The 25,853-nt window shown below is 67.0% G+C and carries 23 protein-coding genes; 7 read left to right on the forward strand and 16 right to left on the reverse strand.

Annotated features, from left to right (window positions below; translation table 11 throughout):
- The 3 genes from FGK63_RS17135 to FGK63_RS17145 are packed head-to-tail and all read right to left on the reverse strand — an operon-like array spanning position 1 to position 3,298.
- Complete coding sequence (locus FGK63_RS17135) at positions 1–1,248, reverse strand: MFS transporter (protein ID WP_138844537.1); 1,248 nt, start codon at positions 1,246–1,248, stop codon at positions 1–3.
- Positions 1,245–2,003: a DUF1365 domain-containing protein gene (locus tag FGK63_RS17140; RefSeq protein WP_138844539.1), complete on the reverse strand. Its 759-nt coding sequence runs from the start codon at positions 2,001–2,003 to the stop codon at positions 1,245–1,247. The genes FGK63_RS17135 and FGK63_RS17140 overlap by 4 nt, the downstream gene beginning before the upstream one ends.
- A complete protein-coding gene (locus FGK63_RS17145) occupies positions 2,000–3,298 on the reverse strand; it encodes an NAD(P)/FAD-dependent oxidoreductase (RefSeq protein ID WP_138844541.1) in 1,299 nt (432 codons plus the stop codon). The genes FGK63_RS17140 and FGK63_RS17145 overlap by 4 nt, the downstream gene beginning before the upstream one ends.
- Positions 3,299–3,455: 157 nt before the next feature.
- Between FGK63_RS17145 and FGK63_RS17150 the strand changes: the two genes are divergently transcribed.
- From FGK63_RS17150 to FGK63_RS20830, 4 genes are all read left to right on the forward strand, one after another.
- A complete protein-coding gene (locus FGK63_RS17150; protein WP_138844876.1) occupies positions 3,456–4,064 on the forward strand; it encodes a sigma-70 family RNA polymerase sigma factor in 609 nt (202 codons plus the stop codon).
- A gap of 7 nt (positions 4,065–4,071) precedes the next feature.
- Positions 4,072–4,722 (forward strand): ChrR family anti-sigma-E factor, encoded by a 651-nt coding sequence (locus FGK63_RS17155; RefSeq protein ID WP_138844543.1) that lies wholly within the window; start codon positions 4,072–4,074, stop codon positions 4,720–4,722.
- Between the two features lie 79 nt (positions 4,723–4,801).
- Entirely contained in the window at positions 4,802–5,206 is a 405-nt protein-coding gene (locus tag FGK63_RS17160) for a hypothetical protein (RefSeq protein ID WP_138844545.1), read from the forward strand.
- Between the two features lie 57 nt (positions 5,207–5,263).
- Positions 5,264–5,440, forward strand: a complete 177-nt coding sequence (locus FGK63_RS20830) for a hypothetical protein (protein WP_171052694.1) — start codon at positions 5,264–5,266, stop codon at positions 5,438–5,440.
- An 88-nt stretch (positions 5,441–5,528) separates the two neighbouring features.
- Here FGK63_RS20830 and FGK63_RS17165 read toward each other — a convergent pair whose 3' ends face one another.
- The 7 genes from FGK63_RS17165 to FGK63_RS17195 form a co-directional block, all read right to left on the reverse strand.
- Entirely contained in the window at positions 5,529–6,863 is a 1,335-nt protein-coding gene (locus FGK63_RS17165) for an adenylate/guanylate cyclase domain-containing protein (protein WP_171052695.1), read from the reverse strand.
- A gap of 16 nt (positions 6,864–6,879) precedes the next feature.
- Positions 6,880–8,124, reverse strand: a complete 1,245-nt coding sequence (locus FGK63_RS17170) for a DNA recombination protein RmuC (protein ID WP_138844548.1) — start codon at positions 8,122–8,124, stop codon at positions 6,880–6,882.
- A 57-nt stretch (positions 8,125–8,181) separates the two neighbouring features.
- On the reverse strand, positions 8,182–10,062 hold the full coding sequence (mutL, locus tag FGK63_RS17175; RefSeq protein WP_138844550.1) for a DNA mismatch repair endonuclease MutL: 1,881 nt from the start codon (positions 10,060–10,062) through the stop codon (positions 8,182–8,184).
- 312 nt (positions 10,063–10,374) lie between these two features.
- On the reverse strand, positions 10,375–11,304 hold the full coding sequence (locus tag FGK63_RS17180) for a metal ABC transporter permease (protein WP_138844552.1): 930 nt from the start codon (positions 11,302–11,304) through the stop codon (positions 10,375–10,377).
- Entirely contained in the window at positions 11,301–12,506 is a 1,206-nt protein-coding gene (locus FGK63_RS17185; protein WP_138844554.1) for a metal ABC transporter permease, read from the reverse strand. The genes FGK63_RS17180 and FGK63_RS17185 overlap by 4 nt, the downstream gene beginning before the upstream one ends.
- 4 nt (positions 12,507–12,510) lie before the next feature.
- Positions 12,511–13,314, reverse strand: a complete 804-nt coding sequence (locus tag FGK63_RS17190) for a metal ABC transporter ATP-binding protein (RefSeq protein WP_138844556.1) — start codon at positions 13,312–13,314, stop codon at positions 12,511–12,513.
- A 4-nt stretch (positions 13,315–13,318) separates the two neighbouring features.
- Positions 13,319–14,275, reverse strand: coding sequence for a metal ABC transporter solute-binding protein, Zn/Mn family (locus FGK63_RS17195; RefSeq protein ID WP_171052696.1), 957 nt, complete (start codon positions 14,273–14,275; stop codon positions 13,319–13,321).
- A 197-nt stretch (positions 14,276–14,472) separates the two neighbouring features.
- Between FGK63_RS17195 and deoC the strand changes: the two genes are divergently transcribed.
- From deoC to FGK63_RS17210, 3 genes are read left to right on the forward strand one after another with little or no spacing between them, the layout of a single operon-like run.
- Positions 14,473–15,462 carry a deoxyribose-phosphate aldolase gene (gene deoC / locus FGK63_RS17200; RefSeq protein WP_138844558.1) on the forward strand — a complete coding sequence of 330 codons (990 nt, stop codon included), beginning with the start codon at positions 14,473–14,475 and terminating at the stop codon, positions 15,460–15,462.
- A gap of 11 nt (positions 15,463–15,473) precedes the next feature.
- Complete coding sequence (locus FGK63_RS17205; protein WP_138844560.1) at positions 15,474–17,807, forward strand: aldehyde dehydrogenase family protein; 2,334 nt, start codon at positions 15,474–15,476, stop codon at positions 17,805–17,807.
- Positions 17,808–17,834: 27 nt separating this feature from the next.
- Positions 17,835–18,650: an SDR family oxidoreductase gene (locus tag FGK63_RS17210; protein WP_138844562.1), complete on the forward strand. Its 816-nt coding sequence runs from the start codon at positions 17,835–17,837 to the stop codon at positions 18,648–18,650.
- Positions 18,651–18,672: 22 nt separating this feature from the next.
- On the opposite strand, the gene FGK63_RS17215 is transcribed toward FGK63_RS17210, so the two are convergent.
- From FGK63_RS17215 to FGK63_RS17240, 6 genes are all read right to left on the reverse strand, one after another.
- Complete coding sequence (locus tag FGK63_RS17215; protein WP_138844564.1) at positions 18,673–19,983, reverse strand: M16 family metallopeptidase; 1,311 nt, start codon at positions 19,981–19,983, stop codon at positions 18,673–18,675.
- On the reverse strand, positions 19,980–21,320 hold the full coding sequence (locus tag FGK63_RS17220; protein WP_138844566.1) for a M16 family metallopeptidase: 1,341 nt from the start codon (positions 21,318–21,320) through the stop codon (positions 19,980–19,982). The genes FGK63_RS17215 and FGK63_RS17220 overlap by 4 nt, the downstream gene beginning before the upstream one ends.
- 79 nt (positions 21,321–21,399) lie before the next feature.
- Positions 21,400–21,915, reverse strand: a complete 516-nt coding sequence (locus FGK63_RS17225) for a DUF3035 domain-containing protein (RefSeq protein WP_138844568.1) — start codon at positions 21,913–21,915, stop codon at positions 21,400–21,402.
- Positions 21,916–21,965: 50 nt separating this feature from the next.
- The gene (gene lspA / locus FGK63_RS17230; RefSeq protein ID WP_138844570.1) at positions 21,966–22,439 is read right to left on the reverse strand and encodes a signal peptidase II; all 474 of its coding nucleotides are present in this window, start codon (positions 22,437–22,439) and stop codon (positions 21,966–21,968) included.
- Positions 22,439–24,028 (reverse strand): bifunctional phosphoribosylaminoimidazolecarboxamide formyltransferase/IMP cyclohydrolase, encoded by a 1,590-nt coding sequence (gene purH, locus FGK63_RS17235; protein WP_138844572.1) that lies wholly within the window; start codon positions 24,026–24,028, stop codon positions 22,439–22,441. Before purH ends, lspA begins: the two co-directional genes overlap by 1 nt.
- Before the next feature lie 23 nt (positions 24,029–24,051).
- Positions 24,052–25,791 (reverse strand): heparinase II/III family protein, encoded by a 1,740-nt coding sequence (locus FGK63_RS17240; protein ID WP_138844574.1) that lies wholly within the window; start codon positions 25,789–25,791, stop codon positions 24,052–24,054.
- Positions 25,792–25,853 lie beyond the last annotated feature (62 nt).

Genomic DNA, 25,853 nt, shown 5'->3' on the forward strand with positions numbered 1-25,853 from the left:
TCAGATCTCCTTCAGGTCGGTGATCGCCAGCAAGGTGAGGGCGACCGCCTTGAGGCCGCAGGGCAGCGCGGCGTAGAACAGCGCCAACAGGGCCAGCGCCTGCGGCGGGTTCGCCGCCCCGCTGCGGAAGCCTGCGGCGTCGAGCGCGGGCAGCAGCAGAACGGCGGCCAGGGCAAGGGTGAACTTCGAGACGAAGGACCAGAGGCCGAAGCCTTCGGCGGCGGTTGGCGATATGCGCGCCATCCGGGTTGCGAAAAGCGCCGGCAGCAGGGTCATGTCGGCGCCAAGCGCGGCACCGGTCGCGACGCAGATGACGGCGAAAAGCGCGACGTCCCCCGGCCCCAGCAGCAGCGCCCCGGCGAAGGCGCCGATCGACAGGGTCATGGCGATTGCGAGAACGGGTTTGGGGTCGAAATGCTCGGCCAGCTTTCCCCAGACCGGAGCGGCCACGGCGGCGGACAGGAAGAACAGGACCAGGAGCGGGCCTTCGCTCCCCGGGGCTTGCAGACGGCTTTCGACATAGAACAGGAACAGCGTCGAGGAAACGGCCACCGGCGCAGCGTTCAGAAACGCGATGCCCAGCAGGCGGCGGGCAAGCCGGTCGCGCAGGACCGGCCGGAAGCCGGCCGAAGGCGGCAGGCGCCCTGCCCCCCATTCCAGACGCATGGCGGCACCGGCCAGCAGCGCCAGGCCCGCGAAGACCAAGGCGAAGGCGGCAAAGGGCCACGGCGTCACCCGGGCCAGCAGGACCGGCGCAATCGCGGCAAGGCAGATGCCGGCCAGCGCGCCCGTCTCGCGCCATCGCGCCAGGCGCAGATGACCGGAAGGCCCCAGCCCGCCTGCCGTGGTGACGCCCTGCGCGTAGAAGCAGATGGTGAGGAAACTGAAGGACGAGAAGACCAGCGTCAGCATCAGCGCAAACCACAGCACCGGCGACACCGGCGGCGCCACGGCGAACAGCCCCAACATCCCCACGGCAAGCAGGAAGGTGGCCGCGGCGGCCGCCGATGCGCGGCGTTGGCGCCAATGCTCGGACAGCCTGCCGAGCAGCGGATCCTGCAAAACGTCCAGCAACCGCAGGCCGAACAGAACGGCGCCCAGGGCGGCCAGGCTGACGCCGTATCGGTCGGCATAGAATTTCGGCGCGTGGATGTAGAGCGGCAGTCCCGCCGCCGCCAGCACCGCCGCGAACCCGGCATAGGCCGGCAGGCGCGGCCGCGTCGGGTTTTGCGCCGCCGCCCAGCTCATCCCCGGCTCACGTCAGGTTTGCGGGGTGCGGGCTCGGGGCGGAACCGCGCGCCCTTGATCCAGAGTTTCAGCGCCTGCCAGTGAATCAGCGCCAGAACACGACGCGCGCCGAACGGCCGCCGCAACAGGGACCAGAGGATCGCGCCGTTGGTCAGCGGCCTGCGCCGCCCGGTCAGAGTGGCAATCAGGCCGCCGTCTTCGCGGCTATAGTCGATCCAGATGCCGACGCGGTCGTCGCGCAGATCGAACCGGAACACGTACTCGCCCTCGCGCGGCTGAAACGGCGAGACATGCAGCAGCTTGCGCGCGGTCAGACGGTCGGAGGGCGCGATCGGCGACAGGTCGGGCTTGTGGCAGACATAGCTGTGTCGGGTGCCGAAGGTGTTGGTGACCTCGGCGACGACGGCGAAAAGCGCGTCCCCGGCGTCGAAGCAGAACCAGAAGCTGACCGGGTTGAAGACATGCCCCAGCACCCGCGGCTGCGTCAGCAGGGCCAGCCGTGCGGGTTGCGGCAACTGGTACTCGGCGAACACCTGCCGCAGCCACGGCGCACCGCGCCCCTTGCCCGGCTCGCCGCCATGGTCAAGGTCGCGGACCCCCATGACATTGCTGCGGTTGCGCGAGAAGAGACTTGGTGCCGACGGCTCTGCCTCGGGGTCCAGCAGCACGCAGTCCATCGAGTAGCGGAATCCGTTTTCGACCCTGCCCTTGCGCCCGTGGAAACTGTGCGCGGCGATATGTTCGACGGTCCTCATTCCGCCGCGACCTGGATTGCGCCGGCGCGGTTGATGCCCTCGACCACGTCGACCGCGCTGGCGAGGCCGTCCTCGTGAAAGCCGTTGCGCATCCAGGCGCCGCAGAACCAGGTCGCGTTGGCGCCGTTGAAACGGGCGACCTCCTGCTGGGCGTCCAGCGCGGCCAGGTCGAAAACGGGGTGCCGGAACACCGCCTCGTCATAGATCAGCTCTTCGCGGATCCGGCGGCGCGAGTTCAGGGTGACGAACATCGGGTCGTCCTGCGGGATCGGCTGCAGCGAATTCATCCAGTAGGTCAGGTCGATGCGGCTAGATTCCGGCGCGGCGTCCTCGGTATGCACCCAGCTGGCCCAGCACTTGCGGCGTTTGGGCATCAGCGAGGGGTCGGCGTGCAGCACCACGTCGTTGGGCTGATAGCGGATCGCCCCAAGCGCCGCGCGCTCCTGCGGGGTGGGATCGGCCAGCAGCGACAGGGTATCGTCGGAATGGGTGGCGAAAACCACCTCGTCGAAGGTTTCCCAGTCGCCCCCGCTCGCCTTGACCTGCGGACCCGCGGGCGTCCTGCGCACCGCGTCGATCGGCGCGCCCAGACGGATCTCGCCCCCCTTGCGGCGCATCGCGGCTTCGAGGCGGCGGACATATTCCACCGAGCCGCCCTGCACCGTGTACCACTGGTGGTCGCGCCGCGCGTCGAGCAGCAGATGATTGTCGAAGAAGCGGATCATCGCGTGGGCGGGGAAATCGAGCACCTTCTCCTTGGGCGTGGACCAGATCGCGCCGGAAAAGGGTTCAAGGTAGTAGGACCGGAACCAGCTGCCGGTTCCCAGCCGGTCCAGCAGGTCGCGCACGGTGATCGAGCGGTCGTCGGCATAGCGCAGCGCCTGCGCATTGAAGCGGTAAAGGTCGCGCACCATGCGCAGGAAGTTCGGCTGGACGAGGTTGCGCCGCTGCGCGAACAGGGCATCCGCCCCATGCAGGGCGTATTCCACCGCACCGCCCCGGGCCGAGACGCCAAAGCTCATCCGGCTTTCGATGATCGGCACCTCCAGCCGGTCGAACAGCTGCACGAGATTGGGATAGGTCACCTTGTTGAACACGATGAACCCGGTGTCGACCGGCCGGTCACCGCGCTTGCCGGCGATCCGGGTGCGGGCATGGCCGCCCAGCCGCGGCTCGGCCTCGAACAGAATGACGTTGTGATGATCGGCCAGAAGGTTGGCCGCCCCCATTCCCGATATGCCACCTCCGATGATGGCGATTTTCCGCGGCAGTCCCGAGCCTTGTTCGAACGGCATTGTATTCTCCGGTTGGTTTTTCCCAGTTTACGGACGGGCGCCGGACGTGGATGAAAAATTTGAAAAAGTTTCTGATCCGGGTTGGGGCCAGCGCCGTAAGCAGAGTATGTTTGTTGAAATCGACACCGAACCCCGGGATTGCGCGGCCGTCGCCGTGATGGAACTGACGCGGAATCGTGGCGGGAAGATTTCGACCGGAAGGAAACGAGTGACCGAAGTACAGGAAACGTTGGCGACGCAGGGCGAATGGGTCGCCCATGTCCGACGGATACGGGATGCGCAGGACCAGTCGGCCTTTGCCGAACTGTTCCGGCATTTCGCGCCGCGGGTGAAGGCGTTTCTCATCAGGTCCGGGTCGGACGCAGCGATGGCCGAGGAATGCGCGCAGGAGGTCATGGCGACCCTCTGGCACAAGGCCCACCTGTTCGATCCGGCGCGGGCTTCGGTCGCGACCTGGGTGTTCACGATCGCCCGGAACAAGCGGATCGACTACCTGCGCAAGCAGCGCCGCCCCGAGCCCGAGGATCTGTACTGGGGCCCCGAGGCGGAGCCGGAGCAGGCGGACGTGATCTCGCTGCAACAGGAAACCGAGCAACTGCGCAGCGCCCTGAAGGTGCTGCCGAAGGCGCAGAGGGAACTGATCGAAAAGGCCTATTTCGGCGATCTGAGCCATCGCGAAATCGCCGCCGAAACGGGCTTGCCGCTTGGCACGATCAAATCCCGCATCCGGCTGGCGCTGGATCGCCTGCGCCATGCCATGAAATGAGACGACGATGAGAGACACGATACGACATCACCTGACGGACGAGCTGCTGATGGCCTATTCGGCCGGAACGCTGCCCGAGGCGTTCAGCCTGATGGTGGCCACGCACCTGTCCCTGTGCGACCGCTGCCGGGCGCAGGCCGAAAGCTATGACGCCATCGGCGGCTGCGTTCTGGAGGAGCAGGCGCAAGGCGTCGAGATGGAGCAGGACGCGCTTGAGGCAACGATGGCGCTGATCGCCAAGGGAACGCCCCGAGCCATGCCCGCCCGGCCCGCCTGCAAGGTGCTTCCGGCGCCGCTGCAGGACTATGTGGGCGGCACGGTCGATGAAATCCGTTGGAGGCCCGTGGGCATGGGCGTCAAGCAGGCGATCCTTCCGACTTCGCGCGATGCCTCGGCGCGGTTGCTGTTCATTCCTGCGGGTGCGGCCATGCCGGATCACGGCCACAAGGGGATGGAGCTGACAATGGTTCTGCAAGGCGCGTTTTCCGACGAGATCGACCGCTTTGCCCGCGGCGACGTGGAAATCGCCGATCCGGAACTGGAGCACATGCCTGTCGCGGATATCGGCGAGGATTGCATCTGCCTGGCGGTGACCGACGCGCCGCTCAGGTTCAACAGCCTGATCCCGCGGCTGGTTCAGCCCTTCCTGCGGATTTGATAAACGTCCCGAACGGGTTAGGATAGGCCGGTCGGGCGCCGTCGAGCGCCCGGTCACTTTGACAAGGAAAGGAATTGCGATGAAACGAATTGCCTCACTTGTTCTGGCTGCTCTTGTTCTTGGCGCGCCCGCCTCGGCGCAGATGTCCTCCGACGTGCATTTCCAGCAGGGCAACTACGGCACGATGGTCAGCGGCACCATCACCGGAGACGAATACTTCGATTACAAGCTGGGCGCCAATGCCGGACAGAAGATGTTCGTCGAGCTCACCGTCAGCGACACCAACGGCACCGGCACGGCCTATTTCAACATCCTGCCGCCCGGCAGCAACGACGTGGCGATCTACAACGCCTCGATCAACGGCAACAGCACGACCATCGACCTGCCCGAGTCCGGGGACTACACGATCCGCGTATACCTGATGGGCAACGACCGGGATGCCGGCAAGACGGTCGGCTACAACGTGGATCTGTCGATTCAGTAACCTTCTTCCCGAAGCTGCGGAGGCGGGAACCAGCCGGCGCCACACAGGAGACGCCCGATGCATTTCGACCTTTTTCACGCGGCGGTGGCCGCGGTCCTCATCCTTGCCACGATCTGGGGCATGCGGCGCGCCGGTCTTGTGGACGGGGAGCATCGCGGCTGGGACTGGAAGATCTTCGCCGCGATCTTCGTGGTCATGTTCGTCTTCAACCTGATCTGGCCCTTCGGTCAGTGACGCGATCCGCACCAGCGTGACGACGGGCGCCTGTTGCCCGAAATCGGGTTTGTTCACCCGTTGTGGCCTGCCCCGATTTCAGCCGGCCTCAAGACCGCGATTCCACCGCCGACGCCGCCGTTCCTGCGGTTTCGGCTTTGGCGTCGGGCCGCAGCCCTGCCAGTGAAAGCGCGCCCTCGCGTCCACGCACGGCAAGCGGCGCCAGCGTTTCCATGCCGAAATCCTGCGGCGTGGCTCCGGCCGCCGCGATCACGTCACGCGAGGCAATCAGGTCCAGCCCCAGATCGCGGGTCAGGCTTTCCAACCGGGCGGCAATGTTCACCGCGTCACCAAAAACCGAGTATTCCAGCCGGTCGTTGTCCCCGACAACCCCACTGAAGACCTCGCCCCAATGCAGGCCAATGCCGACGCGCACGGGCGGCTGCCCGCCCGATCCGCGGTCCTGCGACCAATCCGAAATCTCGTCGCGCAAGGCCAATCCGCAGGTCAGGCACCGTGCGGCGGCGTCCTGGCCGGAGAAAACGATCAGGACGGCGTCACCCATGAACTTGTCGATGATGCCGCCGGTTTCACGCGCCACCGCCGACACCCTGCGCCGGTATTCGGATACAAACTGGGAAACCGCCTGCGGCGGCATCTCCTGCGTCATGCCGGTAAAGCCCCGGATGTCGATGAAAAGCAAACCCGCGTTCTGGCGCGTACCTTCCTGCATCGCGGCCAACCCCGCTTCGCCGAGGTCATCGGCAAGCTGCGCGGGCAGGTATCGGGTCAGGTTGGCGCGGCGGTTCGCTTCGTCGATGGAACGCACGAGCAACGCCCGCGTGCGCGCCGCCGCCACGGCCAGAACGGCACCGGCGACCGCGATCATCGCCAGTCGCATCATGTTGGGCGGCGGTGCGAAAAAAGGAGCAATCCGTTCGAGCGAACCCGGCTGAACCGGCCATTCGCCATGCCGCAACGCGATCAGTCCCGCCAATCCCGCAACCAGGCTCAGGGTCATCACCCACAGCACGCGCGGGTCCACCCGAAGGGCGCCGAACGCCAGGACCAACGGCACCAGCCAGGCCGACGGGAAGGCCAGCGTGACGGCCGATCCGGCGCCGACATTTCCGACGCTCATCCAAAGACCCGACAGAACGAACAGACAATCGCCGGCCGCCACCGGCCACACCATCCAGGCCCGGTAATACCGGCTGCGCGCCAGAAGCCAGCCGAAAAACCCCAACAGGAAGTAGCCGGTCATTCCGATCGCCGCATAGGCCCATTGCGTCCACAGGACCGTATCGGCGTTTGCGGCTTGTGGCCTGACCACCAGCACGAAGGTCAGTCCGAGGCCCGCCGCAACGGCCATGCGCAACAGGCCGGCCAGACGCTCGGCGCGTTTTTCGGCATCGAAGAGCAGGGGACCGGCGGAATCAGCCATCTCGGCACGCATCGGACTAACCTTGGCGATCGGTTTTCGTAAGTGATACGATCTGCCCGGTCTCTTCCGGCGCCAGTTCCTCGAAATCGAAGTTGTCCAGCCGCTGCGCCCGGCGGCCCGCCTTTTCGGCGCTGATCTTGATCTCGGACAGATCCTTGGCCGCCTGCCCGAAATGCCGGTCCAGGTTCGAGACGCGGTCGCCCAGGCGTTCGACATCCTTGTGCAGCAGGCCCAGCTCCTTGCGGATGGCCCCGGCCTGTTCGCGCATCCGCGCGTCCTTGAGGATGGCGCGCATGGTGTTCAGCGTGGCCATGCAGGTGGTCGGCGAGACGATCCAGACGCGCGCCGCGAAGCCTTCGCGCACGATCTCGGCGAAATTGGCGTGAAGTTCGGCATAGACCGCCTCGGAAGGCAGGAACAGCAGCGCCCCGTCGGCGGTTTCGCCTTCGATGATGTATTTCTCGGAGATCGCCTTGATATGGGCGCGCAGCGCCGCCTTCATCAGCCGCGCCGCCTCCTGCGCCTGCGCCTGCGTCTCGGCCCGGCGCAGCGCCTCGTATGCCTCCAGCGGGAACTTGCTGTCGATCACGATCGGCCCCGGCGGGTTGGGCAGGTGGATCAGGCAATCGGCGCGGCGGCCATTGGACAGGGTCGCCTGCAGCGTGTAGCTGTCCGAGGGCAGCGCCTTGGACACGATGTCGTTCAGCTGGATTTCCCCGAACGCCCCACGCGTCTGCTTGTTCGACAGGATGTCCTGCAGCGACAGCACGTCGCCCGACAGCTTGGTGATGTTGTCCTGCGCCTTGTCGATGGCCGCCAGCCTTTCCTGCAGCTGCGTCAGCGAGGTGGCGGTCTGTTTCGACGAACCGTGCAGCGTTTCCTTCATGCGTTCCTGCATCTCGGCCAGAGCCCGGGCCGATTTCAGCGCATTGTCGGCCAGCCGGTCGTTCATCTGCTGCTGCACCGAGGACAGCCGCGCCTCGACCGTCTGGATCACCTTGACCTGCGCGTTGGCCTGGGTGTCCGAGACATGCTGGAGCCCGCCGCGCAGCTGTTCCTGCCCGAGGCTGAGCTGCTGCACGTTCTGGCCCAGAAAGGCCAGCTGCTGCGCCAGCGGTTCGGCCATGCGAGCCGACCGGCTGGCCGCCCGCAGCGAAAGAAGCAGCAGCAACAGAATCACCAGCGCGAAGGCGCCGCCAACCAGTGCGCCCATCACCGCCGGGTCGTTCAGGGAATAGGAGTTGCCTGCAATCTCGATCATTTCAACCTGCGTGTTCTTGTTTTGTTTCTATCTTTGTACGCCCGCCTGCCAACGGGATCAACTGCGTCCGAACAGCCTTTCGATATCGGACAGTTTCAATTCGACGTAGGTGGGCCGCCCGTGATTGCACTGTCCGGAATGCGGTGTCGTCTCCATCTCGCGCAACAGGGCGTTCATCTCTTCGGCGCGCATCCTGCGGCCGGAACGGACCGAGCCGTGGCAGGCGACCCGGCTGAGGATCGCCTCGATCCGGGCCTGCACCGTCTGGCTTTCGCCCTGATCGGCCAGTTCGTCGAGGATGTCGTGGATCATGGCGCGGGCATCGACCTCGCCCAGGATCGCCGGGGTTTCGCGCACCGCCACCGCGCCGCCGCCGAAGGGTTCGACGGTCAGGCCAAGGCGCGACAGGTCATCGGCGGCCTCCATCAGCCTTGCGCGGTCGCCGTCGGAAAGATCCACGATCTCGGGGATCAAGAGGGCCTGGGCCGCGACACCGTTTTCGGCCAACTGGCGTTTCAGCTTTTCGTAGACCAGCCGTTCATGCGCCGCGTGTTGATCGACGATGACCATGCCGTCGGCGGTCTGGGCGATGATGTAATTCTCGTGCACCTGCCCCCGCGCGGCGCCCAGCGGCAGCCGCTCGGCCTGCGGTTGCGGATCGGGCTCGGCAGAGCGGTCCATCTGCGGGGCGTCCCGGGATGCAGGGGGTTCGACGACCTGGCCACTGAAACTGCCTGCGAGTTCCGCAAAACCGGGCGCCTGCGCCTGGTAGGCCGCCCGCCGCGCGCCCGGCGAAGGGCGGTCCATCTGGTAGATGCGCGGACCGGGCGCGGCCTGCTCGGGGCGCATGGCGCCGAGCGTCGCGCCCGCCACGGTGGACGAGGCGCGGTGCCCGGCCTCGGCCAGCGCGTGGCGCAGCGCCGAGACGATCAGCCCGCGCGGGATGCCGGGATCGCGGAACCGCACCTCGGATTTCGCGGGGTGCACGTTCACGTCCACCAGCGTCGGGTCGCAGTCGATGAACAGCGCCGCCGCCGGATGGCGGTCGCGGCTGAGGAAGTCGAAATAGGCGGCCCTGAGCGCCCCGGTGAGCATCTTGTCCCGCACCGGGCGGCCGTTGACGAAGAGGTACTGCGCCACCGCCGCGCCGCGCGAATAGGTGGGCAGCGCCGCGTAACCGTAAAGGCGGATGCCGTCGCGGTTGGCGTCGATGCGCAGGGCGTTGTCGGCGAAATCGCGGCCCAGCACGCGGCCGAGCCGGGCGTGGAGCGCATCGAACAGGTCGCCGTTCTCGCGGTCGGCGCGGAACACCACCCGGCCCTCGCCGCCGCCCGAGACGTCGCGCAGGGTGAAGGTGATCGCCGGTTCCGCCATGGCCAGGCGCTTGACCGTGTCGGTTATGGCCTGCGCCTCGGCGCGGTCGGTGCGCATGAATTTCAGCCGCGCCGGCGTGGCGAAGAAGAGATCCCGCAACTCGACCACCGTACCCGCGCGCAGCGCCGCCGGTTTCACCGGCTCCATCCTGCCGCCGGCGACCCGGATCTGCGCGGCCTCGCCCCCCGGCACCCGGCTGGTGATGGTCAGCCGGCCCACCGCCCCCAGGGACGGCAGCGCCTCGCCCCGGAAGCCGAAGGTGTGGATGTTGAGCAGGTCGGATCCGTCGATCTTGGAAGTCGCATGTCGCGCCAGGGCCAGCGGAAGATCGTCTGCGGCGATGCCGCAGCCGTCGTCTGTGACGCGGATCAGAGTCTTGCCGCCATCCGCGATGTCTATGCTGATGCGGGTGGCCCCGGCATCGACCGCATTCTCCACCAGCTCCTTGACCGCAGAGGCCGGACGCTCGACCACTTCGCCCGCGGCGATGCGGTTGATCGCGGTCTCGTCGAGTTGCCGGATAACGGGGCGATTGTCGCCGATATTGGGGTTTGCCTGCGCCATACCCCCAGACCTAGCATGACCGGCGGCGATTCTGCCACTGGTTTGACGAGGGTTTCATGGGTCATGGAACGCAATGTCGCCCGGCCGCACCCGAATGCGCCAGCCGGGGAGCCGGGCATCTGATTTCTCGGGATTGGCCGGGCGGTTTTGTGAGTGGAGCCTTCCTATGTGCCAGTCGTGTGCCGCGCATGACACCACAAACGGCATTTCCGAACAGCCCGATCCGCTCAGGGCAGCCGGTCTTGGCAGGGTTCAGCCGATCGGCGGGGGAGCCGGGCGGCAAGAAATCGCCAAGTCAAGCCCGACCCGGCGTCAAGCCTGGCTTGGCGCCCCCGTCCGCGACCGGCAGGGACCGAACCGCGCGGTGAGCGCGAGGATGAGGCCGGACATCGTCGCGATCATGCCCGCGGCGCTGACCGCATCGGTGCCGCCCAGCCACAGCGGCCCGTAGCCCGCCAGCACGTAGCCCGACACCGCCGAGGCGACCGCGAAGACCACGCTCCAGGCGATCTGCCGCTCAAGCCGGTTGGTCATCATCCGCGCGGCGGCGGGCGGGCAGATGAACATGGCGATCACGATGATCGACCCCACCGCGTCGAAGGCCGCCACCGCCGCGATCGCCGCCATCACCACCAGCGCCAGCCCCAGCAGGTTGGTGCGGATGCCGATGGTGCGGGCATAGCCTTCGTCGAAGGTCGAGATCTTGAGCGGCCGCCACAGCAGCCAGGTGAACAGGATCACGAGCAGCAGGGTCACGCCCATGCGCGGCAGCTCCACCGGCAGTCCGGCCAGCGCCTCGGGGTCCAAGAGCGAGGACCAGCCGGAGGCGTCCAGCCAGATCAGGCTTTCGAGATTGCCATAGAGCGCATGTTCGACGTCCAGATGCACGGTCGAAGTGTCGGTCTGTTCCAGCAGCAGCACGCCGCCCGCGAACATGGCGGTGAAGACCACGCCCATCGCGGCGCCGGGCTCGATCTTGCCGAGACGTCGGATCGCCTCGATCAGCACCACGGCCAGGATCGCGGCGCCGGCGGCGCCCAGCATCATCGGCCAGGCGGCGATCACGCCGGTCAGTAGAAAGGCCACCACGATGCCCGGCAGCACCACGTGGCTGATGGCGTCGCCGATCAGGGCCTGCTTGCGCAGCACCAGGAAGTTGCCCGGCAGGGCACAGGCCACGGCGGCGAAAATGCCGATCAGCAGCGGCGTCAGTGACAGGGGGACGAATTCGGCGCCGCTCATGGCCGGACCTCCTGCGGGCCGCCGATGCGGCGGTCGATTTCGGCGATCTGGTCGCGGGTCAGAACGGTTTCGATGTCGCGCAGCCCGTCATAGAGCGCCGCCGTCGCCTCGTGCGCCTGGTCGGCCCGCACCAGCTCCCACCGTTTCTCGTCACGCAGCGCCTTGGCGGAGCGGGCCTTGCCGGTCTCCGTCGGGACCCCGTCGGGGCGGACCAGCCCGGCGCGGCGCAAGAGGCGCAGGGTCAGCGGCTCGTAGATCGTCTGCCCCTGGGCCAGCGCCAGCAGGCCCTGCCGCATGTGCACGCGCCGCTGGAACCGGATGTGGCGCAGCACCGCGGCCAGCACGCCGCGGACCGGCGCGAGAAACAGGGAGAGGGCGAAGAAGGCAAAGCTCACCAGCACGATGATCGGCCCGGTGGGCAGGTTCGGGGCCGAGGCCGACAGCGCCGCACCGAGATAGCCGGCCAGCCCGCCGGCAAACCCGCTGATCAGCACCACATGATCCGAACGCTCGGTCCAGAATCGCGCCGTCACCGGCGGGATGATCAGCAGCGCCACGATCAGGATCAGGCCGACGATTTTCAGGCCCACCACGGTCACCGCCATAACCAGCCCCATCATGGCGAGGTCGATGCGCCCGACCGGCAACCCGCGCGCGGCGGCGTATTCGGGGTCGAAGGCCACCAGCATCATCGGACGGCGGATCAGCATGACAAGCGCCAGCGTCGCCGCGCCGCCGGCGGCGATCACCATGGCGTCGGCCCAGAGCATTCCGGCGGTCGAGCCCAGCAGGAACCCTTCGAGCCCGGCCTGGCGGCCGACGCCCATGGTCTGGATCACCGTCAGCAGCACGACGCCGAAGCCGAAGAACACCGACAGCACCGACCCGATCGCCGCGTCCTCAGCCAGCCGCGTGCGGCTGGTCAGCCAGTTCATGCACAGCAGCCCGACCCAGGCCGACAGGGCCGATCCGGCCAGCAGGCCGATCAGGTTGCGCCCGTCGCCGCCCAGCGCCGCCATCACCATGAAGGCGAGGCAGACCCCAGGAAGCGTGGCATGGCTGATGGCGTCACTGACGAGCGCGCGCTTGCGCAGGAACAGGAACGTGCCGGTGACCCCCGCAGCGATACCCAGAAGGGTCGCGCCGATGGCGACCAGCGTGGCATTGTAGCCGAGCTGCAGGGTCAGGGCGTCCCAGAGCATCGCCTCAGCCCAGGGCGCGGGAGATCTGGTCGATCTGGGCCGTGGCCAGCCGCCCGCCATAGGTGGCCTGCAGCGTCTCGGCGGTGAACGCCTCGGCCACGGTGCCTTCGGCCACCTTGCGGGTGTTGATCAGGAACACATGGTCGAAATAGTCGGTCACGGTGGCAAGGTCGTGATGCACCACCACGACGGTCTTGCCCGCCTGTTTCAGCGATTTCAGCACTGCGATGATCGCCTTTTCCGTGGCGGCGTCCACCCCGGCGAAGGGTTCGTCCAGCAGGTACAGATCGGCGTCCTGCGCCAGCGCGCGCGCCAGGAAAACCCGCTGCTGCTGCCCGCCGGACAGCTGGCCGATCTGCCGGTCGGCGAAATCGCGCATGCCGACCCGGTTCAGGCAGTCCATCGCCGTGGCCCGGTGCCGCGCGCGGACGCGGCCCAAAAGACCCAGTTCGCGGTAAAGCCCCATCAGCACCACGTCGATGACGCGGGTCGGGAAATCCCAGTCGACGCTGGCGCGCTGCGGTACATAGGCGATGCGGGCGCGGCGGTCGTCGAGCGGCTGGCCGTAGACGGTCACCTGGCCCGAAAGAGGCGTGATGATGCCGAGCGCGGCCTTGAGCAGCGTCGATTTGCCGGCGCCGTTGGGTCCGATGATCGCCGTCATCGCGCCCGGCTGCACCGTCATGTCCACCGAAAAGACCGCCGGTTTCTGCCCGTAGGAGACCGTCAACCCCCGGATCGCAAGCGGGCTTGCGGCCAGATCCTGGGGTGCAACTGTGGTGCCTTCGCTGGTTGCAAGCTCGAGCATGGGCTCAGAACCCCGCCGAAAGCCGGCCGTCCATGCCGCGTTCCGGCACATCGGCGCCGAGCGCCCCGGCTATCACCGTGATGTTGTGGTCGAGCATGCCCAGATAGGTGCCCTCGTAGGTGTCTTCCTCGCCCATCGCGTCCGAGAACAGCTCGCCGCCGACATTCACCTCGTGGTCCTTGGCGGCGGCGCCTTCGATCAGCGCGCGCACGGAGCGGTCGGAGACCGAGCTTTCGACGAAGACGGCGGAGATCTTGCGTTCGACCAGAATGTCGACCAGTTCGCCGATCCGGTTCAGGCCGGCCTCGGACTGGGTCGAAATGCCCTGGATGCCCATCACCTCGAAGCCGAAGCTGCGGCCGAAATAGCCGAAGGCGTCATGCGCGGTGACCAGCACCCTGTTGTTCTCGGGCACGGCGGCCAGCGTCGTTTCGGCGTAATCCGACAGGCGGTCCAGTTCGGCCAGATGCCGTTCGGCGTTGGCGGCGAAGGTTTCGGCGGCTTCGGGGCGCAGGTCGGTCAGCGCCTGCTGCACCTCGACGACCACGTCGCGCCACAGGTCGGGCGTCATCCAGACATGCGGGTCGTACTTGTCGGCATAGTCGTCATGAGCGCGCAGCTTGGACTTGTCGATGCCCTCGGCCACCGCGACCACGGTGCGCTTGCGGCCGAGGTCGTGGAAGAACTCTTCCATCTGCGCCTCGAGGTAGAGGCCATGCCACAGCACCAGGTCGGCGCGGGTCATGGCGACGATGTCGCTGCGGGTCTGTCGATAGGCATGCGGGTCGACGCCCGGCCCCATCAGGGCCTTCACCTCGACCTGATCACCGCCGACCTGGCGCGCGGCGTCCGCGATCATGCCGGTCGTGGCGACGACCTTGAGCGGCGATTGCGCCCACGCGGCCAGCGGCATGGCGGCAACCAGACCCAAAACCACAAGAAAGCTGCGACGAATCATCATGAACCCCGTTCTGGCGATATCCTTGGATTGAATATGCGAACCATTCGCAATCAAGTCAATGCAATTGCGAATTAGTCGCAAGAAAATGCCGATTTTGTCCATTTGGTCAAAAACCGTGCGTCAAGCACCCTCGCGCCGCTTGCCAACCCGTCGCGGCTCATGCGACTTTGGCCGCGAGCCTCCCGAAGGAAACGATGATGGAAACGCAGAGCCTCGAGCGCACGGCGCATCTCCCGCAAGTGACCGAGCCCCGGAATCCCGGCATGGAGCTTGATCTGGACTGGGTGCGGACCGTGCAGGCCAACACCTCGGCGATCGAACGCCGCGCCGCCACCCTGCCCGGCCGCCGCTCGGTGAAGAAGGACCACCAGGCGGCGTGGCTGCTGAAGGCCGTCACGCTGATCGACCTGACCACGCTGGCGGGCGACGACACGGCGGGCCGGGTGCGCCGTCTCTGCGCCAAGGCCCGGCAGCCGGTGCGCGCCGAACTGCTTGAGGCGATGGGCATGCCGCCTATCACCACCGGCGCGGTCTGCGTCTATCACGACATGGTGGAAACCGCCGTTGCGGCGCTGAAAGGCACCGGCATTCCCGTGGCCGCGGTCTCGACCGGCTTTCCGGCGGGCCTGTCCCCCTTTCACCTGCGCATCGCCGAGATCGAGGAAAGCGTGAGGGCGGGTGCCGCGGAAATCGACATCGTGATCTCGCGGCGTCACGTTCTGACCGGCGACTGGCAGGCGCTCTATGACGAGATGAAGGCGTTCCGCGCCGCCTGCGGCGAGGCGCATGTCAAGGCGATCCTCGCGACCGGAGAGTTGGGCAGCCTGCGCAACGTGGCGCGCGCCTCGCTGGTCTGCATGATGGCGGGCGCCGATTTCATCAAGACCTCGACCGGCAAGGAAAGCGTGAACGCCACCCTGCCCGTGTCGCTGGTGATGATCCGCGCCATTCGCGACTATTTCGACCGCACCGGCTATCGCGTCGGTTACAAGCCGGCGGGCGGCATCTCCAAGGCCAAGGACGCGCTGGTCTACCTGTCGCTGATCAAGGATGAGTTGGGCGACAGATGGCTGGAGCCGGACCTGTTCCGCTTCGGCGCCTCGTCGCTGCTGGGCGATATCGAACGGCAATTGGAACACCATGTCACCGGGGCCTATTCCGCCGGTTACCGGCATTCGATGGGGTGAGGATACGCGCAATGACCATCAAGGAAATATTCGACACCATGGATTACGGCCCCGCCCCCGAAAGCGCCGCCGAAGCGTTGGCCTGGCTGGTGGATCAGGGCGACCGGTTCGGCCATTTCATCGATGGAGCCTTCACCAAGCCCGGCAAGGGCTTTGAAAGCCGCAACCCGGCGACGGGCGAGGTTCTGGCGATGCTGACGCAGGCGACGCAGGCCGACGTGGACGCCGCCGTCGCCGCCGCCCGCAAGGCCCAGCCGAAATGGGAAGGTCTGGGCGGCGCCGGCCGGGCGCGGCACCTCTATGCGATCGCGCGGCTGCTGCAGAAACATGCGCGGCTGTTTGCGGTGCTGGAAAGCCTCGACAACGGCAAGCCGATCCGCGAGAGCCGCGACATCGACATCCCCCTGGCGCAGCGCCATTTCTACTATCACGCGGGCATGGCGCAGCTGATGGAAAGCGCATTGCCCGACGCGGAACCGCTGGGCGTCTGCGGCCAGATCATCCCGTGGAACTTTCCGCTGCTGATGCTGGCCTGGAAGATCGCCCCGGCCCTGGCAATGGGAAATACGGTGGTGCTGAAACCGGCCGAGTACACCTCGCTCACGGCGCTGCTGTTCGCGGATATCTGCAAACAGGCGGGATTGCCCAAGGGGGTGGTCAACATTGTCACCGGCGACGGCGCCGTGGGCGAGATGATCGTCGCCGCCGAGGTGGACAAGATCGCCTTCACCGGCTCGACCGCCGTGGGCCGGCGCATCCGCGAGGCGACCGCCGGACGCGGATTGGAACTGACGCTCGAGTTGGGCGGCAAGTCGCCTTACGTGGTGTTCGACGACGCAGATATCGACAGCGCCATCGAAGGGCTGGTCGACGCGATCTGGTTCAATCAGGGCCAGGTCTGTTGCGCGGGCTCGCGCCTGCTGGTGCAGGAGGGCATCGCCGAGCGGTTCCACGACAAGCTGCGCGCCCGGATGGACGGCTTGCGCGTCGGCAATCCGCTGGACAAATGCATCGACGTGGGCGCGGTGGTAGACCCTGTGCAGTTGCAGACCATCAAGAGCATGGTCGACGCAAACACCGCCGGGCAGGTGCATCACGCCGCCTGCGAGTTGCCGGAAAACGGATGCTACTATCCGCCTACCCTGATCACCGGGCTGGAGACCAGCGACCCGCTGATGCAGGAGGAGATTTTCGGCCCGGTTTTGGTCTCGTCCACCTTCCGCACGCCCGCGGAAGCGGTGGAACTGGCGAACAACACCCGCTACGGGCTGGCGGCGACGGTCTGGACCGAGAACGTCAACCTTGCGCTCGACATCGCGCCCAAGCTGGCGGCGGGCGTGGTCTGGGTCAACGCCACCAACCTGTTCGACGCCGCGGCCGGATTCGGCGGCGTGCGCGAAAGCGGCTTTGGCCGCGAGGGCGGCTGGGAGGGGCTGAGCGCCTATACCCGGCCCAAGGGCAAGGCGAAGCCGCTGACCAGGGTCGAAGCGCGGACCGGCGACGGCGGACCCGTCGATCCGATCGACCGCACCGCCAAGATGTATGTCGGCGGCAAGCAGGCGCGGCCGGATGGCGGCTATTCGCGCCCCGTCTGGGGCAAGTCGGGCCTGCTGGGTCATGTGGGCCTCGCCAACCGCAAGGACGTGCGCAACGCGGTCGAGGCCGCCGCCGGGGCGGCCAGCTGGGGCAGGACGACCGGGCATCTGCGGGCGCAGATCCTGTACTACATCGGTGAGAACCTGTCGGCCCGCTCGGACGAGTTCGCACGCCGCATCGACGCGATGACCGGCAGGAAAGACGGCGCGAAAGAGGTCGACGCCGCGATCCAGCGCCTGTTCACCGCCGCCGCCTGGGCCGACAAGTATGACGGGCAGGTGCATGGCGTGCCGATCCGGGGCGTGGCGCTGGCGATGAAAGAGCCGGTGGGCGTGATCGGCGCGCTCTGCGCGGACGAGGCGCCGCTCTTGGGTCTGGTCTCGGTCATGGCGCCGGCGATCGCCATGGGCAACCGCGTGGTGCTGGCGGCAAGCGAGCCCTACCCGCTGGCGGCGACGGATTTCTACCAGGTCCTCGACACGTCGGACGTGCCTGCGGGCGTGGTCAACATCCTGACCGGCAGCCATGCCGACATGGCGAAACCGCTGGCCTCGCATCTGAACGTGGACGCCGTCTGGAGCTTTTCCTCGACCGATCTGTCCGGCGCGATCGAGAAGGCGTCGGCGGGCAACCTCAAGCGGACCTGGGTCAACAACGGCCGCGCCTTCGACTGGAACACGGACCAGACGCGCCGCTTCCTGCAGGCCGCGACCGAGGTCAAGAACATCTGGGTTCCCTACGGCGAGTAGGGAACCGTCCAACACGGGAGGCTCGACATGGATTTTGCGGGAAAAACGGTGATCGTCATTGGCGGCACCAGCGGCATCAACCGGGGCATCGCCGAGGCTTTCGCGGCCACGGGCGCGAAACTGGCGGTGGCGAGCCGGTCGCAGGACAAGGTGGATGACACCGTGGCGGCCCTGAAGGCGGCGGGCGCGGCCGAGGCCATCGGCGCGGCCTTCGACGTGCGCGACCCGGATGCGGTGGCGGCGGGTCTTGCGCGGTTCCACGACGCTTTCGGGGATTTCGACGTTCTGATCTCGGGCGCGGCGGGGAACTTTCCTGCGCTGGCGGCGGAAATGTCGGTGAACGCCTTCAAATCGGTGATCGACATCGACCTGATGGGCACGATCCACGTGATGAAGGGCGCCTACCCTTTCCTCAAGCGCCCCGGCGCCAGCATCATCAACATCTCGGCCCCGCAATCGTGGCTGCCCTATGAAGGGCAGGCCCATGTCTGCGCCGCCAAAGCCGGCGTAGACCAGATCACCCGGACACTGGCGATGGAGTGGGGCCCCGAAGGCATCCGCGTCAATTCCGTGGTGCCGGGCTTCATCGAGGGCACCGAGGGCGCGAAACGGCTGACCCCCACGAAGGAGGCCGAGGAGTTGTTCCGCTCGGACGTGCCGTTGGGCCGTTGGGGCAAGCCGCAGGACGTCGCCAACGCCTGCCTGTTCCTGGGCTCGGACTTGGCCGGCTACATCAGCGGCATCCTGCTGTCCGTGGATGGCGGGCTGTATCAGCGGGGTTCGGGACGGGCCGGGCAGATGATCGGGCAGATGCTGCGCTCGGCCAAGGGGAAAGAGGGCTGAGCGCGGCCCGGCCCTTTCCGGTTCAGTTCGTCGTTTCCAGCCCCACCGGCTTGCCGACCACGGTGAAATGCAACCCGTCGGGGTCCAGCAATTCGCGGGCGACGCGGTTGACCTCGTCCAGCGTCACCGCGTTCACCTTGTCGTTGCGGGTGGCGATGTAGTCGATCGGCAGCCCTTCCATCTGCATCCCGACCATGATCCCGGCGATCTGGGAGTTGCCGTCGAAGCGCAACGGGTAAGCCCCCGTCAGATAGGTCTTGGCGTCCTGCAGTTCCTTTTCGGTCACGCCCTCGGTCGCGGCGCGCTGCCATTCGGCGCGGATCACCTCGATCGCCTCTGCGATGCGGTCATTGGCCGAAGACACCGAGCCCAGATAGACCGAGGCAAGGTCCTTGGGCACGAGGTAGGAATAGACGCCGTAGGTCAGGCCGCGCTTCTCGCGCACCTCCTGCATCAGCCGGCTTTCGAATCCGCCGCCGCCGATGATGTGGTTGAGGATGTAGGCGGCGAAGAAATCCGGATCGTCGCGGTCGATCCCCTTCTGCGCGAAAAGCGCCACGGATTGCGGCGTGTCGAATTCGACAACGCTGACGCCGCCGGGAATGTTCACCTCGGCCCTGCCCGGAATCGGCGCACCGGCTTCGGGCAGATCGGCGAGCAGCGTGTCGAGCAGCGCACCCAGTTCTTCGGGCGTGATGTCGCCGACCGCACCGACATAGAGCCGGTCCTTGGCGAAAACACCGCGATAAGCTTCGAGAATGTCCGCGCGGGTCAGCGCCGAGACGCTTTCGATCGTGCCCTTGCCTTCGCTGCCATAGGGATGATCGCCATAGGCCATTCTCGCGAAGTTCACGCCGGCGATGTCGTTCGGGTCGGTCTCATCCGACTTCAGCCCCGAAATGACCTGAGCGCGCACTCTGTCGATGGCGTCCTGATCGAAGCGTGGCTCGTGAATGGTGGTGCGCAGCAGGTCCACGACCTCGCCCCGGTTCTCGGTCAGGAATTGCGCCGAGATGGCGACGGAATCGTCGGTGGCGTTGTAGGTGAAAGACGCCGCCAGCGATTCCAGTTCGCGGGCATAGGTGCGGGCATCCATGTCCCCGGCCCCCTCTTCCAGCAGGCCGCTCATCAGGTAGACCGCGCCGCGCTTGTCCTCGGGGTCGAGCGAGGTGCCGCCGCGGAAGCGCAATTCGAGCGCGGTGAAGGGGATCGAATGCTCCTCGACCAGCCACGCCTTGATGCCGCCGGGCGAGATGACCTCCTGAATTTTGATCTCGGCCCATGCGGGCAGCGCCAGGGTCAGGGCGATCAGGGTTGCGAAGAAAGTTCTCATTGCGTCACCTCGTCGTCGCGCATCAGCCAGCCGGTCACCGAAGCTTCGCGGCGCAGCACCTCGCGGGCGGCGGCGATGATCTCGTCGCCGGTCACCGCCTGCAACAGGTCGGGCCAGGCCTGCACGTCCTCGACCGTCAGGCCGCTGGCCAGCGCCTGCCCGTAGCGGTTGCCGATGCCGTCCACGTTGTCGCGGGCATAGATCTGCGCGGCGCGGAGCTGCATCTTGATCCGGTCCAGATCCTCCTGCTTGACGCCTTCGGCGATGAAATCGGCAACGGCCTGGTCCATGGCCGCTTCGGCCTCCTGCAGCGAAACGCCTTCGGCCGGGACCACGATCAGGTCAAAGGTCGTGTCGTCCAGCGAAACGCCCCGGTACCACGCGCCGGCATAGACGACCTTCTGCGCATCGAACTGGAGTTTTTCGTTCAGGTAGGATGTGGTGCCACCGCCCAGCAACTCGGCCAGAAGGTAGAGCGCCGCCGCCTGCTCCTGAGCGCCGGCGTCGCGTTCCGGCGCGAGATAGCTGCGCTGCACATAGGGTTGCGAGACGCGCGGGTCCTTGTAGGTCAGACGCCGTTCGGCCGTCTGCGGCGGTTCCTGGGGGCGGATGCGCTCCGGCAGGTCGGGGTTGGCCGGGATCACGCCGTAATATTGCTCGGCCAGCGCCTTGACCTCCTGCGGATCCACGTCGCCCGTCACCACGAGGATGGCGTTGTTGGGCGCGTAGTAGGTCCTGTAGAAGGACAGCGCGTCCTCCATGTCCAGTTCCTCCATCTCGTGCTTCCAGCCGATGATCGGAACGCCATAGCGGTGATTGAGGTATTGGGCCGCATTCATCTGCTCGCCGAACAGCGAACGGGGGTTGTTCTCGGTCCGCTGATTGCGCTCTTCCAGGATCACGTCGCGCTCGGTGACGATGTCGCGCTCGGTCAGGCGGACGTTGCGCATCCGATCCGCCTCCATCCGCATCATCAGTTCCAGCCGGTCGGAGGCGACGCGCTGGAAATAGGCGGTGTAGTCGTAGGAGGTGAAGGCGTTGTCATGGCCGCCATTGGCCGCGACGGTGGCCGACAGTTCGCCTGCCTCCATGGTGTCGGTGGCCTTGAACAGAAGGTGTTCGAGGAAATGCGCCACACCGGACGAACGCGCGGGCTCGTCGGCGGATCCCGCCCGGTACCAGACCATGTGCTGCACCACCGGCGCGCGGCGGTCCTCGACCACGACCACCTCCATGCCGTTGTCCAGCGTAAAGGTCGTCACCGCCTCTTGCCCCTCATCGGCAAAAAGCGGCGTTGCGGAAAGCAGGGCGGCAGAAAGCGCCAAAGCCCGAACCATGCGGCATCCTCCGTATCGTTTCCTGTTCAAACTACGGCGGGCACGCGCGGGTTCAAGTGCGATGACGGAAAGTTAAGGATTATTCACCAAATGGCGGGGCCGCCGGAGTATCGTAGCCCTGCCGCCTCAGACCCTGGACCTGCTTGTAGGGATCCAGCGACTGCTTGCGGTAGGCCTGTTCGTAGCGGTCGACCGGGAACAGCCGGATGCGGGTGAACCGGCCCTGCCGTTTGCGGAACTCGGCATCCTCCTGCGCCAGAACCTGCCGCGTGTTGGCCGGCACGCCGTAACGGCTGGAGGCGGTGATCAGCGCCTGGTCCTGCGACGGCACCTGGCGGGCGTTCAAGGCTGCGGCGCTGCCGCCCAGCGCCACCACGGCCTCGGCCTGCGGGTTCGGGTCGGTCAGGTTCGCGCCGCCCGGCGTCGGCGCGGGCAGGAAGCTGTAATCCTTGGGCGCCGTCAGCGGCTTGACGGGCAGCACCGAGAATTCATCCGGCCCGGCCCCTTGCGGCTTGATGTCCTTGAGGCCCTTTTCCGAGCAGCCCGACACCGCAACGGCAGCGGTCAGAATGATTGTCGCCAGCGGCGTCCGCATGGTCATCTCCAGCAAGTTTCAGGCGCTTTTAGCCGATTTCTTCCGGCCCGTCACGGGGCCTTTTTGCCGTCGAACAGCATCAGCCCCAACGCGCCGGCGAATATGAACACATCCGCGAGATTGAACACGAAGGGGTTGTCGATGCCGCAGCAGGACATGTTGAGAAAGTCCAGGACATAGCCGTAGAGCAGCCGGTCCACCACATTCGCCAGCGCGCCGCCGATCAGCAATCCGCCGCTAATCAGCATCCACCGCGAGCGCGCGGACCGGGCCAGCCAGACGAAGACGCCGAGGCAGATCGCCAGCGCCAGCACGATCAGAATCCACCGGGCGGCGTCGTTGTCGCCCTGGAACAGGCCGAAATTGATGCCGCGGTTCTCGCCGTAACGGAACACCAGCAGTGGCGGCAGCACGTCGATCGGTCCGCGCTGCGCCACGCCCATGACGTGCACGACCAGGTACTTGCTGGCCTGGTCGAGCAGAAAGGCCGCGAAACCGGCCCAGAAAAGAGCGCCGTACCGCATCAGTGCCGGAAATGCCGCATGCCGGTGAAGACCATGGCGAGACCCGCCTCGTCCGCCGCCGCGATCACCTCGTCGTCGCGCATCGAGCCGCCGGGCTGGATCACGCAAGTCGCGCCGGCAGCGGCGGCTTCGAGCAATCCGTCGGGGAATGGGAAAAACGCGTCCGAGGCCACGGCCGAGCCCTTGGTCAGCGGTTCCGGAAGGCCCAGTTCTTCGGCCATGCGCTCGGCCTTTCTGGCCGCGATCAGAGCCGAATCGACGCGGCTCATCTGGCCCGCGCCGACGCCGACGGTCGCCTCGTTCTTGACGTAGACGATGGCGTTCGACTTGACGTGCTTGGCGACCTTCCAGGCGAACAGCAGGTCGCGCATCTGTTCGGGCGTCGGCGCCGTTTTGGTGACGACCTTGAGGTCGTCCATGCCGACGAAGCCGTTGTCCTTGTCCTGCACCAGCAGGCCGCCGGCCACCTGGCGCACGGTCTTGCCCCCGGCCCGGACATCCGGCAGCCCGTCGGTGGTCAGCAGGCGCAGGTTCTTCTTGGCGGCGAAGACCGCCCTGGCCTCGTCGGTCGCGCCGGGGGCGATGACGACCTCGGTGAAGATGCCGGTGATCTCCTGCGCGGTTTCCAGGTCCAGCGGACGGTTCAGGGCGACGATGCCGCCAAAGGCCGAGGTGCGGTCGCAGTCGAAGGCGGCCTTGTACGCCTCGATCAGGGTCGCGCCGGTCGCGACGCCGCACGGGTTGGCGTGCTTGATGATGGCGCAGGCGGCGCTGTCGCGGGGATCGAACTCGGCCACCAGTTCGAACGCGGCGTCGGTGTCGTTGATGTTGTTGTAGCTCAGTTCCTTGCCCTGATGCTGGATCGCCGTCGCCACCCCGGGGCGGCCCGATCCGTCGACGTAGAAAGCCGCCGTTTGATGCGGATTCTCGCCATAACGCAGGGGCTGCGCGATCTGCCCCGCGAAGGTGGTGCGGCGCGGCGCGTCCTGCCCCAGCTGCCCGGCCATCCAGCCCGACACGGCGGCGTCGTAGGCGGCGGTGCGGGCATAGGCGGTCTGGGCGAGTTTCTGGCGGAAGGCATAGGTGGTCTGGCCGCCATTCGCCTTGAGCTCGGCCAGCAGCGCGTCGTAATCCTCGACATCCACCACCACGTTGACGAAGGCATGGTTCTTGGACGCCGCGCGGATCATCGCCGGACCGCCGATGTCGATGTTCTCGATGCATTCGTCGTAACCCGCGCCCTTGGCCACGGTTTCCTCGAACGGGTAGAGGTTGACCACCAGCAGGTCGATCGCGCCGATGCCGTATTCCTTCATCGCCGCCACGTGCTCGTCATTGTCGCGCAGCGCCAGCAGCCCGCCATGCACCATCGGGTGCAGGGTCTTGACCCGGCCGTCCATCATCTCGGGAAAGCCGGTCACCTCGGACACGTCCCTGACGACAAGGCCCGCGTCGCGGAGCGCCCTGGCGGTGCCGCCTGTCGAAAGCAGTTCGACGTCCCGCTCCGCCAGAGCCTTGCCCAGTTCGACCAGTCCGGTCTTGTCGGAAACGGAAAGCAGCGCGCGGCGCACGGGATAAAGGTCGGTCATGGGTCTCGGGGTCCTTATGCGGATCAATCGAAATCGGGTTCGTCCCGGTTCAGGTCGCGAACGGCAAGGGCTGTATCCTGCGCCTTGCTCAGCGTCCACCGGATGCGCGTCGCATACTCCATCGCGCGGCCGGATAGAACGATCTGTTTTGTCGCGCGCGGCTTCAAACGCCCTTTTTCCAGATAAACGCTTGGCTGCAATGACAGTTCTCCGACCCGATCGTGGCGGAACACCCAGATTTCACCGCTTTTCAGCGCCATCGACACGGCCGCGCCGCCCAGATCCACCGCCGCGTCGATCTCGGGATGGAGATGCAGGCGGATGTCGAAACCGATTCCGGCGAGGCCGGATGCGTCCATCGCCTTGTCGAACTGGCGCCTCGCGGCGTCGTCCATCGTCAGCAGCATGTCCTCGCCCTGAAGGCTGCGGCCGTCGAAGCTGAGTTCGAGTTTGCGGGCGTGGGTCAGCCCGAACACCCTGGCGTATCCGTCATGCCCGCCCTGGAAGCGGGTGGCCTGTTCGGTTTCGTCAAGCTCGACGGGAACGTCGCGAGGGCCGTCGACCAGCGCCTCCTGCGAGGTTCCCTTGAGCGGCGCGGTCAGGCGCGCGCTGGAATAGCCGTCGAGGCACAGCGTCGAATGCGAGGGCGTGGCGCGGCCGGCGCGGCGCCAATCGTTGCCAAAGCTCTCGCCCGAGCCGCAATTGACGATCAGCGGGCGGCGCCCCGAGGTCAGCTCGAAGGCGAGGGTCGAGGCGTGCGCGTTGTACGAGGCCTTGCCGCCCGGCGGCGGGCTGGCGTCCACGATGGCGCTTGTGCGGCCGGCGGACAGCCTTGCGTAGCCCATGGACAGCCCGGTCGGATGCTTGGGCTTGACCCCGCTCTGGGCCAGCGCGAGATCCAGCCGCCCGTCCAGCCCGCGTCCGCCGCCGTGGAACCGCGCCAGACCGCCATCGGCGTGGCGCAGGGCGCGCAGGGTCGGGGCGATCCTCTTGATCGCGGCGGCATGGGCGGCGGGCGTGCCGCGCGCCGCCTCGTGCAGCGCCGCCGCGGTCCAGGAAAGGAGGGTGAATACCTCGAGTAGTTCCTCGGGGTTGCGGGTGGGCAGTCCGCCTTGTGCATCGATCTGGCCGTCGCATTCCCGGGCCAGCGCCCTGAGCGCCGGGTCGGCCAGTTTCTCGAGACCTTCGAGCGCCAGACCGGCATGGATCAGCCCGGTCAGCGCCTCGAACCGCGGCAGGCCGGGCGTCGCGGCGTTCCAGCGTTTCGACAGGAACCACGCCTGCTGCGCCAGCGAGCGGAAGAACAGCCCGCTCCGCTCTGCGTCGGTCCCGTGCAGAAGGAACAGGGCGTGGTTGATCCAGCGGATCAGCCGGCGGCCGGTCAGGTCGGGCACCCAGCCCGGCCCGCGGCCGCCCCCGTGCGCCTCGATCCAGCCCCAGAGCCACCTTTGCGCCTGGGCCCGGGCCCGGGCGTCACCGACGGCGGCCAGATCGTCGAGCCATGCGAACCCGTGGCGTTCGGCGTCGAAGGCGGCGTTCGGCGCGGCCACTTCCCACAGCCCGGTGTCCTGCGACTCGACCAGATAGCCTGCGAACAGGAGGTTCCCGGCCACCAGCTGACGCCCGCGGGCGAACGAGCCCACGGTGCGCGGCTCAGGCTGCGAGACGAAGCCGCGGACGGCCTTCCTCCGCTGGCTGAGGCGCGCGTAGAGACGGTTCTGGAACCGCATCCACCTGGTCGCCATGGTTTCCGGACTGGACATGTCGCTGTTCTGCCTCGCACGCTCTTCAGGCGTTTGAGGGCGAGGATAGCCGGTGATTCCGG

It is taken from the genome of Ruegeria sediminis (genome assembly GCF_005938215.1).
GTDB lineage: Bacteria > Pseudomonadota > Alphaproteobacteria > Rhodobacterales > Rhodobacteraceae > Ruegeria > Ruegeria sediminis.

Coding starts and splice junctions, on each gene's coding strand:
- FGK63_RS17135 (WP_138844537.1), bottom strand. CDS start 1,248: ATGAGCTGGGCGGCGGCGCAAAACCCGACGCGGCCGCGCCTGCCGGCC.
- FGK63_RS17140 (WP_138844539.1), bottom strand. CDS start 2,003: ATGAGGACCGTCGAACATATCGCCGCGCACAGTTTCCACGGGCGCAAG.
- FGK63_RS17145 (WP_138844541.1), bottom strand. CDS start 3,298: ATGCCGTTCGAACAAGGCTCGGGACTGCCGCGGAAAATCGCCATCATC.
- FGK63_RS17150 (WP_138844876.1), top strand. CDS start 3,456: ATGGAACTGACGCGGAATCGTGGCGGGAAGATTTCGACCGGAAGGAAA.
- FGK63_RS17155 (WP_138844543.1), top strand. CDS start 4,072: ATGAGAGACACGATACGACATCACCTGACGGACGAGCTGCTGATGGCC.
- FGK63_RS17160 (WP_138844545.1), top strand. CDS start 4,802: ATGAAACGAATTGCCTCACTTGTTCTGGCTGCTCTTGTTCTTGGCGCG.
- FGK63_RS20830 (WP_171052694.1), top strand. CDS start 5,264: ATGCATTTCGACCTTTTTCACGCGGCGGTGGCCGCGGTCCTCATCCTT.
- FGK63_RS17165 (WP_171052695.1), bottom strand. CDS start 6,863: ATGGCTGATTCCGCCGGTCCCCTGCTCTTCGATGCCGAAAAACGCGCC.
- FGK63_RS17170 (WP_138844548.1), bottom strand. CDS start 8,124: ATGATCGAGATTGCAGGCAACTCCTATTCCCTGAACGACCCGGCGGTG.
- mutL (WP_138844550.1), bottom strand. CDS start 10,062: ATGGCGCAGGCAAACCCCAATATCGGCGACAATCGCCCCGTTATCCGG.
- FGK63_RS17180 (WP_138844552.1), bottom strand. CDS start 11,304: ATGAGCGGCGCCGAATTCGTCCCCCTGTCACTGACGCCGCTGCTGATC.
- FGK63_RS17185 (WP_138844554.1), bottom strand. CDS start 12,506: ATGCTCTGGGACGCCCTGACCCTGCAGCTCGGCTACAATGCCACGCTG.
- FGK63_RS17190 (WP_138844556.1), bottom strand. CDS start 13,314: ATGCTCGAGCTTGCAACCAGCGAAGGCACCACAGTTGCACCCCAGGAT.
- FGK63_RS17195 (WP_171052696.1), bottom strand. CDS start 14,275: ATGATGATTCGTCGCAGCTTTCTTGTGGTTTTGGGTCTGGTTGCCGCC.
- deoC (WP_138844558.1), top strand. CDS start 14,473: ATGGAAACGCAGAGCCTCGAGCGCACGGCGCATCTCCCGCAAGTGACC.
- FGK63_RS17205 (WP_138844560.1), top strand. CDS start 15,474: ATGACCATCAAGGAAATATTCGACACCATGGATTACGGCCCCGCCCCC.
- FGK63_RS17210 (WP_138844562.1), top strand. CDS start 17,835: ATGGATTTTGCGGGAAAAACGGTGATCGTCATTGGCGGCACCAGCGGC.
- FGK63_RS17215 (WP_138844564.1), bottom strand. CDS start 19,983: ATGAGAACTTTCTTCGCAACCCTGATCGCCCTGACCCTGGCGCTGCCC.
- FGK63_RS17220 (WP_138844566.1), bottom strand. CDS start 21,320: ATGGTTCGGGCTTTGGCGCTTTCTGCCGCCCTGCTTTCCGCAACGCCG.
- FGK63_RS17225 (WP_138844568.1), bottom strand. CDS start 21,915: ATGCGGACGCCGCTGGCGACAATCATTCTGACCGCTGCCGTTGCGGTG.
- lspA (WP_138844570.1), bottom strand. CDS start 22,439: ATGCGGTACGGCGCTCTTTTCTGGGCCGGTTTCGCGGCCTTTCTGCTC.
- purH (WP_138844572.1), bottom strand. CDS start 24,028: ATGACCGACCTTTATCCCGTGCGCCGCGCGCTGCTTTCCGTTTCCGAC.
- FGK63_RS17240 (WP_138844574.1), bottom strand. CDS start 25,791: ATGTCCAGTCCGGAAACCATGGCGACCAGGTGGATGCGGTTCCAGAAC.